Source organism: Mycolicibacterium novocastrense (genome assembly GCF_001570485.1).
Classification (GTDB): Bacteria; Actinomycetota; Actinomycetes; order Mycobacteriales; family Mycobacteriaceae; genus Mycobacterium; species Mycobacterium novocastrense.
Genome location: NZ_BCTA01000036.1, coordinates 17396 through 33929 on the forward strand (window position 1 = coordinate 17396; position 16534 = coordinate 33929).

The 16534-nt window shown below is 68.5% G+C and carries 16 protein-coding genes; 6 read left to right on the plus strand and 10 right to left on the minus strand.

What is annotated here, in order from left to right; all coding sequences use genetic code 11:
- Positions 1–15 precede the first annotated feature (15 nt).
- From nadC to nadA, 3 genes are read right to left on the minus strand one after another with little or no spacing between them, the layout of a single operon-like run.
- Complete coding sequence (gene nadC / locus RMCN_RS13100; RefSeq protein WP_067389797.1) at positions 16–873, minus strand: carboxylating nicotinate-nucleotide diphosphorylase; 858 nt, start codon at positions 871–873, stop codon at positions 16–18.
- Complete coding sequence (locus RMCN_RS13105; protein WP_067389799.1) at positions 873–2450, minus strand: L-aspartate oxidase; 1578 nt, start codon at positions 2448–2450, stop codon at positions 873–875. The genes nadC and RMCN_RS13105 overlap by 1 nt, the downstream gene beginning before the upstream one ends.
- The gene (gene nadA / locus RMCN_RS13110) at positions 2447–3490 is read right to left on the minus strand and encodes a quinolinate synthase NadA (RefSeq protein ID WP_067389803.1); all 1044 of its coding nucleotides are present in this window, start codon (positions 3488–3490) and stop codon (positions 2447–2449) included. The genes RMCN_RS13105 and nadA overlap by 4 nt, the downstream gene beginning before the upstream one ends.
- Positions 3491–3537: 47 nt before the next feature.
- Here nadA and RMCN_RS13115 point away from each other — a divergent pair, with 47 nt between their 5' ends.
- Together RMCN_RS13115 and RMCN_RS13120 are read left to right on the plus strand one after the other, a co-directional pair.
- Positions 3538–4230 carry an NUDIX hydrolase gene (locus RMCN_RS13115; protein ID WP_064416219.1) on the plus strand — a complete coding sequence of 231 codons (693 nt, stop codon included), beginning with the start codon at positions 3538–3540 and terminating at the stop codon, positions 4228–4230.
- Between the two features lie 42 nt (positions 4231–4272).
- Complete coding sequence (locus tag RMCN_RS13120) at positions 4273–5610, plus strand: lipase family protein (protein ID WP_067389806.1); 1338 nt, start codon at positions 4273–4275, stop codon at positions 5608–5610.
- On the opposite strand, the gene RMCN_RS13125 is transcribed toward RMCN_RS13120, so the two are convergent.
- From RMCN_RS13125 to bioB, 3 genes are read right to left on the minus strand one after another with little or no spacing between them, the layout of a single operon-like run.
- On the minus strand, positions 5567–6223 hold the full coding sequence (locus RMCN_RS13125; RefSeq protein ID WP_067389809.1) for a DUF2567 domain-containing protein: 657 nt from the start codon (positions 6221–6223) through the stop codon (positions 5567–5569). The genes RMCN_RS13120 and RMCN_RS13125 overlap by 44 nt on opposite strands.
- Positions 6220–6411: a biotin synthase auxiliary protein BsaP gene (bsaP, locus tag RMCN_RS13130; protein ID WP_064346185.1), complete on the minus strand. Its 192-nt coding sequence runs from the start codon at positions 6409–6411 to the stop codon at positions 6220–6222. The genes RMCN_RS13125 and bsaP overlap by 4 nt, the downstream gene beginning before the upstream one ends.
- A 24-nt stretch (positions 6412–6435) precedes the next feature.
- On the minus strand, positions 6436–7431 hold the full coding sequence (bioB, locus tag RMCN_RS13135) for a biotin synthase BioB (RefSeq protein WP_064346184.1): 996 nt from the start codon (positions 7429–7431) through the stop codon (positions 6436–6438).
- 69 nt (positions 7432–7500) lie between these two features.
- On the opposite strand from bioB, the gene RMCN_RS13140 reads away from it, so the two are divergent.
- Positions 7501–8106, plus strand: coding sequence for a TetR/AcrR family transcriptional regulator C-terminal domain-containing protein (locus RMCN_RS13140; protein WP_064416222.1), 606 nt, complete (start codon positions 7501–7503; stop codon positions 8104–8106).
- A 26-nt stretch (positions 8107–8132) separates the two neighbouring features.
- Positions 8133–8468: an MmcQ/YjbR family DNA-binding protein gene (locus tag RMCN_RS13145; protein WP_067389812.1), complete on the plus strand. Its 336-nt coding sequence runs from the start codon at positions 8133–8135 to the stop codon at positions 8466–8468.
- Here RMCN_RS13145 and RMCN_RS13150 read toward each other — a convergent pair.
- The 4 genes from RMCN_RS13150 to RMCN_RS13165 form a co-directional block, all read right to left on the minus strand.
- The gene (locus RMCN_RS13150) at positions 8461–8982 is read right to left on the minus strand and encodes a 2'-5' RNA ligase family protein (RefSeq protein ID WP_067389815.1); all 522 of its coding nucleotides are present in this window, start codon (positions 8980–8982) and stop codon (positions 8461–8463) included. The two genes, RMCN_RS13145 and RMCN_RS13150, sit on opposite strands and share 8 nt — an antisense overlap.
- Positions 8983–8984: 2 nt before the next feature.
- The gene (gene bioD, locus RMCN_RS13155) at positions 8985–9650 is read right to left on the minus strand and encodes a dethiobiotin synthase (protein WP_064416225.1); all 666 of its coding nucleotides are present in this window, start codon (positions 9648–9650) and stop codon (positions 8985–8987) included.
- The gene (locus RMCN_RS13160) at positions 9647–10795 is read right to left on the minus strand and encodes an 8-amino-7-oxononanoate synthase (protein ID WP_067389818.1); all 1149 of its coding nucleotides are present in this window, start codon (positions 10793–10795) and stop codon (positions 9647–9649) included. Before RMCN_RS13160 ends, bioD begins: the two co-directional genes overlap by 4 nt.
- Positions 10796–10864: 69 nt before the next feature.
- The gene (locus RMCN_RS13165; RefSeq protein ID WP_067389821.1) at positions 10865–12154 is read right to left on the minus strand and encodes an adenosylmethionine--8-amino-7-oxononanoate transaminase; all 1290 of its coding nucleotides are present in this window, start codon (positions 12152–12154) and stop codon (positions 10865–10867) included.
- 23 nt (positions 12155–12177) lie between these two features.
- Between RMCN_RS13165 and RMCN_RS13170 the strand changes: the two genes are divergently transcribed.
- Both RMCN_RS13170 and glgX read left to right on the plus strand, forming a co-directional pair.
- Complete coding sequence (locus tag RMCN_RS13170; RefSeq protein WP_067389824.1) at positions 12178–14355, plus strand: acetyltransferase SucT; 2178 nt, start codon at positions 12178–12180, stop codon at positions 14353–14355.
- Positions 14355–16532 (plus strand): glycogen debranching protein GlgX, encoded by a 2178-nt coding sequence (gene glgX, locus RMCN_RS13175; RefSeq protein ID WP_067391074.1) that lies wholly within the window; start codon positions 14355–14357, stop codon positions 16530–16532. Before RMCN_RS13170 ends, glgX begins: the two co-directional genes overlap by 1 nt.
- The last annotated feature ends 2 nt before the right edge of the window (positions 16533–16534 follow it).

Sequence of the window (16534 nt, forward strand, 5' to 3'; positions counted from 1 at the left end):
ATGCTATCGGCCGAATCAGATATCGAGCCCGATATCGAGCACCCGCACCGAGTGCGTGAGCGCACCCACCGCGAGATAGTCGACGCCCGTTCCCGCATATTCCGCCGCGCTTTGCAGCGACAGCCCGCCAGAGGATTCCAGCTTGGTCGCAGGTGACCGAGAGTCGCGGCGCTGCACCGCGATCTGCGTCTGCCACACGGGAAAGTTGTCGAGCAGCACGAGCTCGACGTTCTCCGCCAGCACTTCGTCGAGCTGCTCGAGTGAGTCGACCTCGACCTCGCATTCGATATCCGGCGCCGATGCGCGCACCGCGCGCAGGGCCGCCACCACCGACCCGGCCGCCGCGACGTGGTTGTCCTTGATCAGCGCCGCATCACCCAGCCCCATGCGGTGGTTGACCCCGCCGCCGACGCGCACCGCGTACTTCTGCAGTGAGCGCAAGCCCGGCAACGTCTTACGGGTGTCGCGGATCTTCGCCGCACTCCCGGCGACCGCTTCGACCCACGCTGCTGTCGCGGTCGCGATGCCCGAGAGGTGACAGACCAGGTTCAGCGTGGTGCGCTCGGCGGTCAGCAGCCCCTGCGTGGGCGCCTCGACGGTGAGCACAAGGCCACCGGGTTCGAGCCGGGCACCGTCCTCGACACGATGCTTGACCAGGTAGTTGTCGGGACCGATCACCTCGTCGAAGGCAAGCAGCGCGATGTCCACACCGGCGATCACGCCGGCCTCGCGCACCACCATCGACGCCGTCGTCCTCGCATCGGCGGGCACTGTCGCCAGCGTGGTGACATCGGGTCCGTACCGCAGGTCTTCTTCGAGCGCACGGGCGATGACGCTGCGAGCCTCGGTGAGCTCGTCGGCGGTGAACTCCATCAGCAACACACTTCCGCCGGTACCAGGACGCGCGCCTGTAGCGGGTCGACGTCGGGGTAGTCCCGGCGATGATGGCAGCCCCGAGATTCGGTGCGGGTCAACGCCGCCGCGGCGACCGCCGCCGCAGCGGTGGTCAGCGCGGCGTCCTCGAAATCGGCGCGCGAGTCGATCACGCGGGGCGGCGCGGTGTCGAGTTCCTTGGCCAGAATCCGCAGACCGTCTGCGTCGCGAACCACCCCGGCGTTCTTGGTCATCGCCCGCTGCAGATCGGCACGGGGCAGCGCGCGCCGCACCACCGGCTCCGGCGGCCGTGCCGTCACCGATCCGGCGGCCAAAGCGTGTGCGGCGGCGGCATTTCCGGCCCTGTCCCCCACCACGAGACCCTCGAGTAGGCTGTTCGACGCCAGCCTGTTCGCACCGTGCATGCCCGTACGCGCGACCTCACCCGCGGCGAACAGGCCGGCCAGCTCGGTGCGCCCGTACGCATCGGTGACCACGCCGCCGCAGCTGTAGTGCGCGCCGGGTAGCACGGGGATGGCCTCCAGCGTGGGATCGATTCCGGCCGCTCGGCATGCCGCGGTCACCGTCGGGAATCGATCCTCGAAGTTGTCGATTCGCCGGGCGTCGAGAAACACGCAGGGCGCGCCGGTCTGCTCGATGCGGGCGTGGATCGCCGCGGCAACCACATCGCGCGGCGCCAGATCGCCCATCGGGTGAACCCCGTCGGTGACCGAACGACCTTGCGAGTCAACGAGTATCGCACCCTCGCCGCGAACGGCCTCGGTGATCAGCGGGCGCCTACCGCCGTTGTGGCCGTCGAAGAGCATGGTGGGGTGGAACTGGATGAACTCGATGTCGCTGACCTCAACTCCGGCCCACATCGCCAGCGCGACACCGTCTGCCGTCGACCCATCGGGGTTGGTGGTCGCCGAGTAGAGGTGGCCCAGTCCCCCGGTCGCGAGAATCACCGACGGCGCGTGCACCACGCCGAACCCGTCGTCGTTGAGCACCAGCACCCCGGTGACCGCGCCTGCGTCATGCAGGATCTCGACCGCGACATGGTTGGGGCGGATGTCCAGCGTGGCCGCGGCGCCATTGAGGGTTCGCTGTACCTCGGCGCCGGTCGCGTCGCCGCCGGCGTGGATGATCCGGCGTCGCGAATGCCCACCTTCGCGGGTCAGCGACCATGTGCCGGGTGTCGACTCGTCGAACTGCGCACCGTGCTCGACTAGTTCGGCGACCGCGCGGTAGCCGTCGGTCACGATCGAGCGCACGGCGTCCGGATCGCACAGGCCCGCGCCCGCCGCGAGCGTGTCGGCGATGTGCGCCTCGTTCGAATCGCCGTCCTCGCGCAGAGCGTCGGGCAGCACGACGGCGATCCCACCCTGGGCGTAGAACGTCGCGGTGGTCCCCACCAGTTTGGGGGCCTTGCTGAGCACCATGACTTTTCGGCCACGACGGTGTGCGGCCAGGGCCGCCACCAGGCCCGCCACTCCGGTCCCGATCACCACGACGTCGGCGCGCTGCTGCCAATGGCCGGCCCACCTGCCGGCACCGCAACCCGCCGGGCGCGTCATTCTCCGCCGCCGGGCTGGCCGATCGCGATCATGCGCTGCACGCTGGCCCGCGCCAGCCGCGCGGTCTCGGGATCGACGTGCACTTCGTCCTTGCCCTCGACCAGGCAACGCAGCAGCGCGGCGGGGGTGATCATCTTCATGAACCGGCAGGACGCGCGGTCGTTGACGGCCATGAAGTCGACATCCGGTGCGGCACGGCGCAACTGGTGCAGCATCCCGACCTCGGTGGCGACCAACACCTGCCGCGCGCCGGTCTCGCGCGCGGCGTCCAGCATGCCGCCCGTCGACAGGATCTTGACCCGGTCCTCGGGAACGGCGCCCTCACCGGCGAGGTACAAAGCCGATGTCGCACAACCGCATTCGGGGTGAACGAACAGCTCGGCATCCGGGTGGGAGCGGGCTTGGTCGGCGAGCTCGTCGCCGTTGATCCCGGCGTGCACGTGGCATTCGCCCGCCCACACGTGCAGGTTCTTGCGGCCCGTGACGCGCCGGACGTGCGCACCGAGAAACTGGTCCGGGCAGAACAGCACCTCGCGGTCCTCGGGAATCGAGGCCACCACCTCGACCGCGTTCGATGACGTGCAGCAGATGTCGGTCTCGGCCTTCACCGCCGCGGTGGTGTTGACGTAGGACACCACGACCGCGCCGGGGTGCTCGGCCTTCCACGCGCGCAGTTCGTCGGCGGTGATGGAGTCGGCCAGCGAACAACCGGCTCGCTGGTCCGGGATGAGCACCGTCTTGTCCGGGGACAGGATCTTGGCCGTCTCAGCCATGAAGTGCACGCCGCAGAACACGATCGTGTCCTCGGGCACGTCGGCGGCGATTCGCGACAGCGCCAGCGAGTCACCGACGTGATCGGCGACGTCCTGGATGGCGGGCAACTGGTAGTTGTGCGCCAGAAGCGTGGCGCCCCGCAGATCGGCAAGGCGACGAACTTCGGCGGCCCACTCCTCGTCACCGTCGACCCCGGAGAAACCGGCAGGACCGTCGACGATGCGGCTCGAAAGGTTGTCCGCGGGCATCCGGTCCAGAACCGTCATCGCCGCCTCCTTCGTCCAAATCGAGTTTTCGACTTACAATCGAAAACATGGCACATATTAGCACCGCCCACGAGGTGCTCGCCGCCGTGTTCCAGGTTCGGGAAGTCGCCAGCGGGAAACCAGCACTTCATGTGCTGTTGTGGCAGCGGGCACTCGATCCGCAACGCGGCAGGTGGTCGCTTCCCGGCGGGCGTCTCGGCGACGACGAAGACATGACGAGCTCGGTGCGCCGTCAACTGGCCGAGAAAGTGGACCTCCGTGAGCTTGCCCACCTCGAGCAGCTGGCGGTGTTCTCCGATCCGCATCGCGTCCCTGGTGATCGCATGATCGCGTCGACGTTTCTCGGGCTGGTGCCCTCCCCCGCCACCCCGGAGTTGCCGCCGGACACGCGCTGGCATCCGGTGAGCGACCTGCCGCCGATGGCGTTCGATCACGGCACCATGGTCGAACACGCACGTACCAGGCTGGTCGCCAAGCTCTCTTATACGAACATTGGATTTGCCTTGGCACCAACGGAATTCGCCCTATCGGCGTTGAGGGACATCTACAGCGCCGCGCTCGGCCACCACGTGGACGCCACCAATCTGCAACGCGTGCTCGAACGCCGCAACGTCATCACCCGCACGGGCACCACGGCGCGGTCCGGGCGCAGCGGCGGCCGCCCCGCGGCGTTGTACCGGTTCACCCAGGCGCGCTACCGCGTGACCGACGAGTTCGCCGCCCTGCGCCCGCCCGGGTGAGTCGACTGGATTCTTAAGGCTTCCTTAAGTAAGAATGGCCGAATGTCTCTGGGCAACGCCGCGCCAGCATCAGGTGCCGAGTGGATCGGGCACGTCCCCCACGAGGACCTGACCCGCGGCACCCGTCCGCAGCTTCCCGCCGATGACCCGTTCTACGAACCGCCCAGCGGCTTTCAGCACGCCGAACCGGGGACCGTGCTGCGCAGTCGCGATGTCGAGCTGGCGTTTCTCGGGCTGATCCCGCAGAAGTTCACCGCGACGCAGCTGCTGTACCGCACCACCGACATGACCGGTGCGGCAGAAGCCACCGTGACCACCGTGATCGTGCCCGCCGAACGCGCGAACCGCGACGTCATACCGGTGATCTCCTACCAGTGCGCCATCGACGCGGTGTCCTCGCGTTGCTTCCCGTCCTACGCGTTGCGCCGCAGGGCGCTGGCTCCCGGTGCGCTCGCCCAGCTGGAGTTCCTCCTGATCGCCGCCGCGCTCGCCGAGGGGTGGGCGGTGTCGGTGCCTGACCACGAGGGCGCGCACGGGCTGTGGGGCACACCGTACGAGCCGGGCTATCGCATTCTCGACGGCCTGCGTGCGGCTGTGAGCTGCGAACGGCTCGGGTTGGACGAATCGGCGCCCATCGGGCTGTGGGGCTACTCAGGCGGCGGCCTGGCGTCGGCCTGGGCGGCCGAGATGCACAGCCAGTACGCCCCCGAGCTCAACATCGTCGGAGCGGTGCTCGGCTCCCCGGTCGGAGACCTCGGGAGCGCCTACCGGCGGCTCAACGGCAGCCTGTACTCGGGTCTGCCCGCGATGGTGGTGGCGGCGCTGACCCATGTCTATCCGGAGCTGGACCGCGTCATCCAGCAGCACGCGACCAATGCGGGCAAGTCGATGCTGGTGCGCATTCAGGACATGACCACCGCGCAGGCGGTGCTGCGATTCGCGGGCATGGACATGGGCAAGCTGGTCGACCGGCCGCTCAATGAAATCCTCGACCTGCCCGAGGTCAAGCACGTCTTCGACAGCATCAAGCTGGGCACCGCGGTGCCCACCCCGCCCGTGCTGATCGTGCAGGCCGTCCACGACAAGATCGTTTCGGTCGACGACATCGATGAGCTCAGCGAGATCTATCGCAGCGGCGGCGCCTCGGTGACCTATCACCGCGACATGTTCAGCGAACACATGCTGCTGCACCCGATGTCAGCGCCGATGGCCCTGCGTTGGCTGATCGACCGGTTCGACGGTAAGCCGCTGTCGGAGCATCTGGTCCGCACCACGTGGCCGACGCTGCTGAACCCGATGACCTATGTCGGAATGACGCGGCTGGTCCGGATCGCGGTCAAGGTGATGACGGGCCGGAAGGTGGAGCGCTCTCCGCTGTGACGTCCGCCGTGGCCGGTGGTGGGACGAACGCCGGCACCTCGACCGGCGGCCAGGCACCGAGATCGTCGCGCGCGGTGGAGACCGCGGCCAACGAGTAGACGAGCGCGGCCGCCGCGGCGGGAAACAGGATGGTCAACGCCGCCTGTAGCGGGGAGGGCCCGAAGAAGACCGGCGGCGCCTCGGTGACGTAGTGCACGCGGTGTTCGGGGGTCACCGGGGCGGCGGCGACGTCGACGGTCCCGTAGCGCAGGTGCACCAGAAGCGCGCCCACACCGGCGGCCACCCCCGCGGCCAGCATGCATCCGGTCGCCAGCGCCGCCGTCATCACCGGTCCGCGGTGCGCCCGCCACTGCCACACCGCGACCGCGGCGACGACCCCGACGACGCACAGCATGCCGACGAGCAGGAAGGCCGCCACGAAGAAATGGTCGCTCTCGTTGCCCAGGTGCGCGCGGACGCGCTCACCGTCACGCGCCAACGCGACGACACCATGGACAGGCGGCGCCAGCCACGCCCACAGTGCGCCGACCGCAGCGCCGGTCGCCGTCAGCGCCACGGCGACGGTCAGTGCCGCACGGACACGTGAGAAGCGTGGCGCCCCAGCGTCGTTCATCGCAGCTCCAGATCTTTCGAATCTGTCAGCCCGTGCCGTGAGCACTTGGCCGACCAGCCGTCGGGGCGCACCTGGACGATCATCCGCCGGCCGCATTCGGCGCAGAACCGGGGCGGCTCCAGACCCAGCTGGGCCGCGGTCGGCACCGTCGTGCCGTCGGGCTCGCCCGTGTAGACGTTGAACGCCATACCTGTACGTTCTACCGGCTGGCCTCAGAGACTGGCATTGAGCGCCTTGATCGGCATCTGCAGATCGTCGAGCAGCTCGAGGTCGGCCTCGGCGGGCCGCCCCAGCGTGGTCAGGTAGTTACCGACGATGACGGCGTTGATCCCGCCGAGAATGCCCTTCTTGGCGCCGAGATCGCCGAGGGTGATCTCCCGGCCACCCGCGAAGCGCAGCATGGTGCGGGGCAGCGCCAGACGGAAGGCCGCGACGGCCCTGAGCGCGTCGGCGGCGGGCAGCACCTCGAGGTCGCCGAACGGGGTGCCCGGCCGCGGGTTGAGGAAGTTCAGGGGTACCTCGTGCGGATCGAGTTCAGCCAAATTGGCGGCGAATTCGGCGCGTTGTTCGAGGGTTTCGCCCATGCCAAGGATGCCGCCGCAGCAGACCTCCATGCCGGCCTCGCGGACCATTTGCAGGGTGTCCCAACGCTCTTCCCATGTGTGCGTGGTGACGACGTTGGTGAAGAACGACCGCGCGGTCTCCAGATTGTGGTTGTAGCGGTGCACGCCCATCTCGGAGAGCCGCTCGACCTGCTCCTTGGTCAACATGCCCAGCGAGCAGGCGATCTGGATGTCGACCTCGTTGCGGATCGCCTCGATTCCCGCGGCGACCTGTGCCAGCAGCCGCTCGTCGGGTCCGCGCACCGCGGCCACGATGCAGAACTCGGTCGCACCGGTCTTCGCGGTCTGCTTGGCCGCCTCCACCAGGCTCGGCACGTCCAACCATGCGCTGCGCACGGGTGAGGCGAAAAGCCCTGACTGCGAACAGAAGTGGCAATCCTCTGGGCAGCCGCCGGTCTTCAGGCTGATGATGCCCTCGACCTCCACGTCGGGACCGCACCACGCCATGCGCACCTCGTGCGCCAACGCGAGCAGGTCGTCGAGGCGGTCATCCGGCAACTGCAGCACTTGCAGCGTCTGGTCCTGGTTCAGGCCTTCGCCGCGCTCGAGCACCTGCTCGCGGGCCACTGCCAGAATGTCGCTCACTGATCACCTCTGTCACTTGAACACGTCGGCGAGCCGACAATTGAACGGTGTTCAGGTTAGGGTACGGGCGTGCAGCTTCACAAACGCGATGTGGTGGCCGCGGCGGCGACGTTGTTGGACAGCTATGGCCTTGCCGACCTGACCATGCGTCGGCTGGCACGCGAGCTCGAGGTCTCCCCCGGGGCGCTGTACTGGCACTTCACCAGCAAGCAGCAGCTGCTGGGTGCGGTCGCCGACCGCATCCTCGAGCCCGTCGGTGACCCCACCGGAGCCTGGCGGGACCGGGTGTCGGGGATCTGCGCGGCGCTGCGCGATGCGCTGTTGTCGCACACCGACGGCGCCGAGCTGGTGTCGGCCAGCTTCGCGGCTGGGCAGTCGACCGCGATGGCGCAGATCCTCGAACGGCTCACCGAGGCGGCCGCCGACGCCGGGGTGCCCGTCGGCCACGCCGAGCTGGCCGCCCGCACCGTCGTGTACTACGTGTTGGGCTTCACGGTCGACGAGCAGTCGCGGCTGCAGTGGGACGCCGCCGGCGCCGACCTGCCCGGCGACCAGTCGGTACTCACCGAGGACGCCTCGGCACGGTTCCGCTTCGGCGTGGGACTGCTCATCAGCGGGATCCGCGTCGGCGAACGTGAGCTTGTTCGCGAAGATTCGCCGATTTCTCACGCATAAGCGCACTCTCGACGAGGATCGGAGCAGTGATCACCGTCGACGACGTGCGGCGCATCACCGCGACGTTGCCGCGGTCATCCGAGGCGGTGGTCCGCGACAGCGTCAGGTTTCGGGCGGGGCGCCTGGTCTACGTCGCGTTCTCGCGCGACGAGACGGTGATGGGGGTCGCCTTTCCCAAGGAGGAGCGGGCCGCGATGGTGGCCGCCGAGCCCGACAAGTTCGCGTTGCCGCGCAAGTCGGAGATGCGGTTCAACTGGATTCTGGTCAGGCTCGACGCGATCGCCTACGACGAACTACGCGAGCTGGTGATCGACGGTTGGCGGATGTGCGTGCCGAAAAGCGTTGGCGCAACGGTCAGCTGATGGGATACTCGACCCGGTTGTCGCCGTCCCAGTGACGCAGGCCGGTCACCGTACCCCGCAGTTCGCGCCCCACAGACTTGAGCGTCAGCGCGGCGGGAAGCTTGTCGGGCCCGACGCGACGCGCCAGCGTCACATGCGGCGTCCACTGCCCCGGATCAGCGTGGCCCAGGACGCCGGCCGGCATGTGCGGCAGGCACAACTCGTGCACGTGGCGGTGCAACGCCAGCAATTCCTCCGAGGGCACCACCAGTCGCACCAGGGTGAACACGCGACCGCCGAACAGCATCGGGGCCCCGACGGTGCACGCCAGCGGCAGCAGTTTGAGTACCGGACGTAATGCGGTGTTGGCCGCCTCGTCGATGTTCTCGGCGACGGTCACCGTGATGTGCGGCCGATTGCTCGGCGACGTGTTGCTGGCCTGACTGCGGATCCCGGCGCGCGTGAGGTCGTCCCAGACAGCGCGGATCTTCGCGTCAGTGTCCGGATCGAAGATCAGCTCGACGGAATGCACCATGCCTACACCAGACTTCGGACCCACGCGGGGTCGAAGGCGCCGGCGCTCATGCTCTCGAACTCCGCAGCGGTCAGTGCCCCGGCACCCGCAGGCAGGATCGCCCGCACGGGAGCCAGCTCGGCCAGCGCCTCGCGGTTGCCCTGCTCGGCGAGACCCGGCGCCGACGGCCATGCGCCGATTACTAGGCCGGCACACGAAATGCCTTTGCCGGCAAGGGCTTCCAGCGTCAACGCGGTGTGGTTGAGCGTGCCCAGACCGGCGGAGACGACGACCAGCACCGGCGCGCCCAGCTCGGCCGCGAGGTCGCGCAGCGTCGTTCCCGCTCCGATTTCGACGAGCAACCCGCCGGCCCCCTCGACGAGGGTCAGCGCCGCGGTCACCGATCGCACCGATTCGACGAGTTCGGCGCGGGTCGGCAGCGTCATCCCCGCTCTTCGCGCGGCCGCGACGGGCGCCAGCGGCTCGGGATACCGCCATCCGCCGTGCAGCCGCGTCCCACCCGAGAGCCGCCCGACGTCGGCGAGGTCGTCGTCGCGCGGGCTGCCGGTCTGGACGGGTTTGCACACCGCGACATCGATGCCCGCAAGCCGGGCATGGCATGCCAGGGCGGCGGTGGCGACCGTCTTTCCGACGCCGGTGTCGGTGCCCGTGACAAGGAGCGTGCTCACCGGCGCGCGGTCGCCAGCACGTCGGCGAGCACCTCGCCCGCCAACTGAATCTCGTCGTCGGTCAGCGACGCCCGGGCGGTCAGTCGCAGCCGCGAAGTACCTGCGGGCACCGTCGGAGGGCGGAAGCACCCCGCCCGGACACCGCGATCCAGGCACGCAACCGCGGCGCCGAAGGCGACCTCGGGGTCGCCGAGAATCACTGACACGACGGCCGATTCGGGCCGCTCGGGCACCGCGCAGATCGACGCGAGTTCCGCGGCGCGGTCGATCACGGCCGCTGCGCGCCACGGCTCGGCGATCAGGATGTCGAGTGCCGCCCAGGCCGCACCGACGGCGGCGGGCGCGAGTCCGGTGTCGAAGATGAACGGCCGGGCCGCGTCGATCAGGTGGTCCCGCACGGCCGCCGGGCCCAGCACCACGCCGCCTTGACTGCCCAGCGCCTTGGACAGCGTCGTCGTCATCACGATGTCGGGCGCACCTGCCAAACCGACTTCGTGCAACAGCCCGCGTCCGCCCGTGCCGCGGACGCCCAGACCGTGGGCCTCGTCGACGATCAGCAGTGCGCCGTGGTGCCGGCATACGTCGTGCAGGGCGCGCAACGGGGCGAGGTCGCCGTCGGCGGAGAAGACGGAGTCCGTCAGCACCACCGCGCGCTCCTCACCGCGCGCCGCCAGCGCCGCCTCCACCGCGGCGACGTCACGATGGGGCGTGACGACGACTCGGGCCCGCGACAACCGGCACGCGTCGACCAACGACGCGTGGGTGAGGGCGTCGGACACCAGCAGTGACCCGGCACCCGACAGCGCCACAACGGCGCCGAGGTTGGCGGTGTAGCCGGAGGAGAACACCAGCGCCGACTCCGCGCCGACGAACTCGGCCAGCGCCCGCTCGAAACCTTCGTGCAGTTCGGTGTTTCCGGTCACCAGCCGTGATCCGGTGGAACCCGCACCCCAGGTCCGCAATGCGGCCACCCCGCCGTCGATGACCGCGGGGTGCTGCGACAGGCCCAGATAGTCGTTGGAGGCCAGGTCGAGTTCGGTGCCGACCGGTGGCCGCGGACGCAGGGATCGGCGCAGACCCGCGGCGCGCCGCTGCCTTTCGACATCGTCGAGCCACGCCAGCGGTGAGAGACCTGCGCGCGTCACCGTGCTCCTCGCATCGGACTTGAACAGCGTTCAGGTTAAGTCACCTGCGCGCGACGGCACAAATGCGGTTCACACCGCCCGGGCGACGGCCACCATCCCCGCGGTGATCTGCGCGATCTCTTCGGGCGTGCAGATGTACGGCGGCATCGCGTAGATGAGGTTGCGGAACGGGCGCAGCCACAGCCCGTGCTCCAGGGCCGCGGGCGTCGCGACCTTCAGGTCGACGGGTCGGTCCATCTCGATGACCCCGATGGCGCCGAGCACCCGCACGTCGGCCACACCGGGCAGCGACGAGGCGGCGGCCAGCCCCGAACGCAGTCCCGCCTCGATCTCGCGCACCCGCGTCCGCCAGTCCTGGCCGACCAGCAGCTCCACCGCGGCGACCGCGACCGCGCACGCCAGCGCGTTGGCCATGAAGGTGGGGCCATGCATCAACGCGCCGGGCTCATTCGAGCTGATCGTGGCGGCGATTTCGCGCGTGCACAGGGTCGCCGCCAACGTGATGTAGCCGCCGGTCAGCGCCTTGCCGACGCACATGATGTCGGGGCTCACGCCCGCGTGGTCGGCGGCGAACAGTTCACCGGTGCGGCCGAAGCCGGTCGCGATCTCGTCGAAGATCAGCAGCACCTCGTGCCGTGAGCAGATATCGCGAAGCGAGGCGAGGTACCGAGGGTCGTGGAAACGCATCCCGCCCGCGCCCTGCACGACGGGTTCGACGATCACCGCGGCCAGTTCGTCGGCGTGTTCGGCCAACTGCCTCTCGAACGCCTCGACGTATCCGGCGTCGTAGTCGCGCGGCACCGGCGGCGCGAACTCCTGCGCCATCAGCACATCGGTCCACAGTGCATGCATCCCACCGTCCGGGTCGCACACGCTCATCGGGGTGAAGGTGTCGCCGTGGTATCCCCCGCGCCACGTCATCAGGCGATGTTTGGCGCCCCGCCCCAGGCTCCGCCAGTACTGCAGCGCCATCTTCACGGCGACCTCGACCGATACCGATCCCGAGTCGCTGAAGAACACGGTGTCCAGGCCGTCGGGGGTGATCTCGACGAGCAACTGCGCGAGCCGCGCGGCCGGTTCGTGGGTGAGCCCACCGAACATGACGTGATTCATGGTGGCGAGCTGATCGGTGACGGCGGCGTCGAGCAGCGGATGCCCATGGCCGTGGATCGCGGTCCACCACGAAGCCATCGCGTCGAGTACCTGCAGCTCGCGCCCCTCGTGATGAAGTGTGAGCCAGGCGCCGCGGGCCCCGACCGCGACGACGGGGGCCAGGGCTTCCGCGCCGATCGTGCTATAGGGATGCCAGACGTGGGCGGCGTCGATCGCACCGATCTCGGCAGGCGTCAGTCCCGGCACCTTCGGTAGATTATCGGTCGACCATGATGACCCTCGCCCCTGCCCGGTCGGCGCCCGTCCGCTATCCGGGACGTCCGTCGCGCGCCGCGAAAGTTTCGAGCGGCACCCGCTCTTCAGCGGCCTACCGGCACGATCTCGACGGTTTGCGCGGCATCGCGATCGCGCTCGTCGCCGTCTTTCACGTGTGGTTCGGCCGGGTGTCCGGCGGTGTGGACGTGTTCCTCGCGTTGTCGGGCTTCTTCTTCGGCGGACGCCTGCTGCGCGCGGCGATGACGCCGGGTGTGTCGCTGCGGCCCGGGCCTGAGGTGTCGCGGCTGATCCGGCGGTTGCTGCCTGCGCTGGTGGTCGTGCTCGCGGCGTCGGCGGTGCTGACCGTGCTAATCCAGCCGCAGACGCGCTGGGAGACCTTCGCCGACCAGAGCCTGGCCAGCCTCGGGTACTTCCAGAACTGGGAACTCGCCAACTCCGCGTCGAACTACCTGCGCGCGGGCGAGGCGGTGAGCCCGCTGCAGCACATCTGGTCGATGTCGGTGCAGGGCCAGTTCTACATCGCGTTCCTGGCGATAATCTTCTTGTCCGCCTTGCTGTTTCGACGGGTCTTCGGCCGGTACACGCGGGTGGCGTTCGTCGTGCTGCTCAGCGTGCTGACCATCGCGTCGTTCGTCTACGCCGTTTACGCCCACAACGCCGACCAGGCCACCGCGTACTACAACAGCTTCGCCAGGGCGTGGGAACTGCTGCTCGGGGCGCTGATCGGTGCGCTCGTGACACATCTGCGGATGCCGATGTGGCTGCGGACGACGGCCGCGGTGGTGGCGCTGGCGGCGATCCTGGCGTGCGGCGCGCTGATCGACGGCGTCAGGGAGTTCCCCGGGCCGTGGGCGCTGGTCCCGGTCGGCGCCACCGTCCTGTTCATCCTGTCGGCGGCGAACCGGGTGGCCGACCCGCACACCGCGGGCCGGATGCCGCTGCCCAACCGCCTGCTCGCGTCGGCGCCCTTCGTATCGCTGGGCGCGATGGCCTACTCGCTGTATCTCTGGCACTGGCCGCTGCTGATCTTCTGGCTGTCCTACACCGGGCACAGCCGCGCCACCTTCGTCGAAGGAGCGGTGGTTCTGCTGGTGTCCGGGGTGCTGGCGTGGCTGACCACCAAGTACGTGGAGAACCCGCTGCGCTACCGCAGTGCCTCCGCCCAGCGCACGGTCGCACCGAAGAAGGCGCGCCGGCGCAGGCCGCCGGTGGTACTGGGGTCCGTGGTCGCCCTGCTGGGTGTCGCGTTGACCGTCACCTCGTTCACCTGGCGGGAGCATGTGCTCGTCCAGCGCACCAACGGGGCCGAGCTCGTGTCGCTCTCGACCCAGGACTACCCCGGCGCCGCCGCGCTGCTGAGCAACGCCAGGGTGCCCAAGCTCCCGATGCGCCCCAGCGTGCTGGAGGCCAAGAACGACTTGCCGGAGACCACCGAGGACGGGTGCATCAGCGACTTCGAAACCGTCGACGTGATCAACTGCACCTACGGCGACAAGCACGCCAAGCGCACGATCGCGCTGGCCGGCGGATCGCACGCCGAACACTGGGTCACCGCGCTCGACCTGCTCGGCAAACGGCACCACTTCAAGATCGTCACTTATCTGAAGATGGGGTGCCCGTTGACCACCGAAGAGGTGCCGCTGGTGATGGGCGACAATCGCCCGTACCCGAAGTGCCATGAGTGGAACAAGCGGGTGATGGCCAAGATCGTGGCCGACCGGCCCGACTACGTCTTCACCACCTCCACGCGGCCCTGGAACATCAGGGCCGGTGACGTGATGCCCGCGACCTATGTCGGTATTTGGCAGGAATTGTCCGACAACGACATCCCGATCCTCGCCATGCGGGACACGCCCTGGCTGGTCCGCAACGGTGAACCGTTCTTCGCCGCTGACTGCCTCGCCGACGGCGGTGACGCCATCTCCTGTGGAACACGGCGATCCGACGTACTCTCGGAGCGCAACCCGACACTCGATTTCGTCGAGCGGTTCCCGCTGATGAAGCCGCTCGACATGAGTGATGCGGTGTGCCGCAAAGAGATTTGCCGAGCCGTGGAGGGGAACGTGTTGCTCTACCACGACGCTCATCACATCTCGAAGACGTATATGCGCACGATGGCCCCCGAACTCGGCCGTCAGATCGCCGCCGCCACCGGCTGGTGGGTTGGCTGATGCCTTCCGGCGAACCGGCTTCCCGTACGCGAGGAGGACCGGAGACTTCGGTACCCACCGTCTGGCCGGGAGCGGCGTATCCCCTGGGCGCGACCTATGACGGCGCGGGCACCAACTTCTCGGTGTTCTCCGAGGTGGCCGATCGGGTCGAACTGTGCCTGATCGGCAAGGACGGCAGCGAGCAGCGGATCAACCTCGAGGAGGTCGACGGCTACGTCTGGCACTGCTACCTGCCGACGGTCACCCCGGGACAGCGCTACGGCTTTCGCGTGCACGGCCCGTGGGATCCCGCGGCGGGCCACCGGTGCGATCCGAGCAAGCTGCTGCTCGACCCGTACGGCAAGTCCTTCCACGGTGACTTCGAGTTCTCCCAGGCGCTGTTCTCCTACGACCTGAACGCCGAGGATCTCGCGTCCGGCGGTACCCCGCCGGGCGTCGACTCCCTCGGGCACACCATGACCAGCGTCGTGATCAACCCGTACTTCGACTGGGCCTCGGACCGCGCACCGCGCACGCCCTACCACGAGACGGTGATCTACGAGGCCCACGTCAAGGGCATGACGCAGCGGCATCCGGGTATCCCCGAGGGGCTCCGCGGCACCTACGCGGGCCTGCACCACCCGGTGATCATCGACCACCTCAAGTCGCTGAACGTGACCGCCATCGAGCTGATGCCGGTCCACCAGTTCCTCCACGATCACCGGCTCGTCGACCTCGGGCTGCGAAACTACTGGGGCTACAACACTTTCGGGTTCTTCGCGCCGCACCACGAATACGCCGCGAACAAGCATGCCGGCGGCGCGGTCGCCGAGTTCAAGACCATGGTCCGGGCGTTCCACGAGGCCGGGATCGAGGTCATCCTCGACGTGGTCTACAACCACACCGCCGAGGGCAACCATCTCGGCCCGACGCTGAACTTCCGGGGCATCGACAACGCCGCCTACTACCGGCTGCTCGACGGTGATCTTCGGCTGTACAAGGACTTCACCGGGACCGGCAACAGCCTCAACGCCCGCCACCCGCACACCCTGCAGCTGATCATGGACTCGTTGCGTTACTGGGTGATGGAGATGCACGTCGACGGGTTCCGGTTCGACCTGGCCGCCACCCTGGCCCGCGAGTTCTACGATGTCGACCGGCTGAGCGCGTTTTTCGACCTGGTGCAACAGGATCCGGTGGTCAGCCAGGTCAAGCTGATCGCCGAACCGTGGGACGTCGGCGAAGGCGGCTACCAGGTCGGCAATTTCCCAGGTTTGTGGACCGAGTGGAACGGGAAGTATCGCGACACTGTGCGTGATTACTGGCGGGGCGAGCCCGCAACCCTCGGCGAGTTCGCATCGCGGCTGACCGGTTCATCCGACCTCTACGAGGCGACCGGCCGGCGCCCCAGCGCGAGCATCAACTTCGTCACCTGCCACGACGGCTTCACGTTGAACGACCTGGTGTCCTACAACGAGAAACACAACGAGGCCAACGGCGAGGACAACCGCGACGGCGAGAGCCACAACCGGTCGTGGAACTGCGGTGTCGAGGGCCCCACAGACGATGCGGACATTCTGGCGCTGCGCGGTAAGCAGATGCGCAACATCATGGGCACGCTGATGGTTTCGCAGGGCACGCCGATGATCTCGCACGGCGACGAGATCGGCCGCACCCAGCGGGGCAACAACAACGTGTACTGCCAGGACTCCGAGATCTCCTGGATGGACTGGTCGCTGTGCGAGAAGAACGCCGACCTGCTCGAGTTCACCCGCAAGGTCACTCAGCTGCGCACAGACCACCCGGTCTTCCGCAGGCGCAGATTCTTCGAGGGCAAGCCGATCCGCAGCGGCGATCAGGTCCGTGACATCGCGTGGCTGACTCCCGCCGGTGAGGAGATGACCCTGGAAGACTGGGGTACGGGACTGGGCAAATGTGTTGCGGTGTTCCTCAACGGTGACGCCATCGCGGCGCCGAACGAACGCGGCGAGCGAGTCGTCGACGACTCATTCCTGTTGTGCTTCAACGCCCATGACCGTACGCAGGACTTCGTCACTCCGTCGGGCGACTACGCAAAGGAGTGGACCGCGGCGCTGGACACGGCGGACACCACCGGGTCCACCGAGCTGGTGGCCAAGGCCGGCGAGAAGATCTCGCTGCCGGCGCGCTCGCTGCTGGTCATGCGCAAGACGGCCTGATG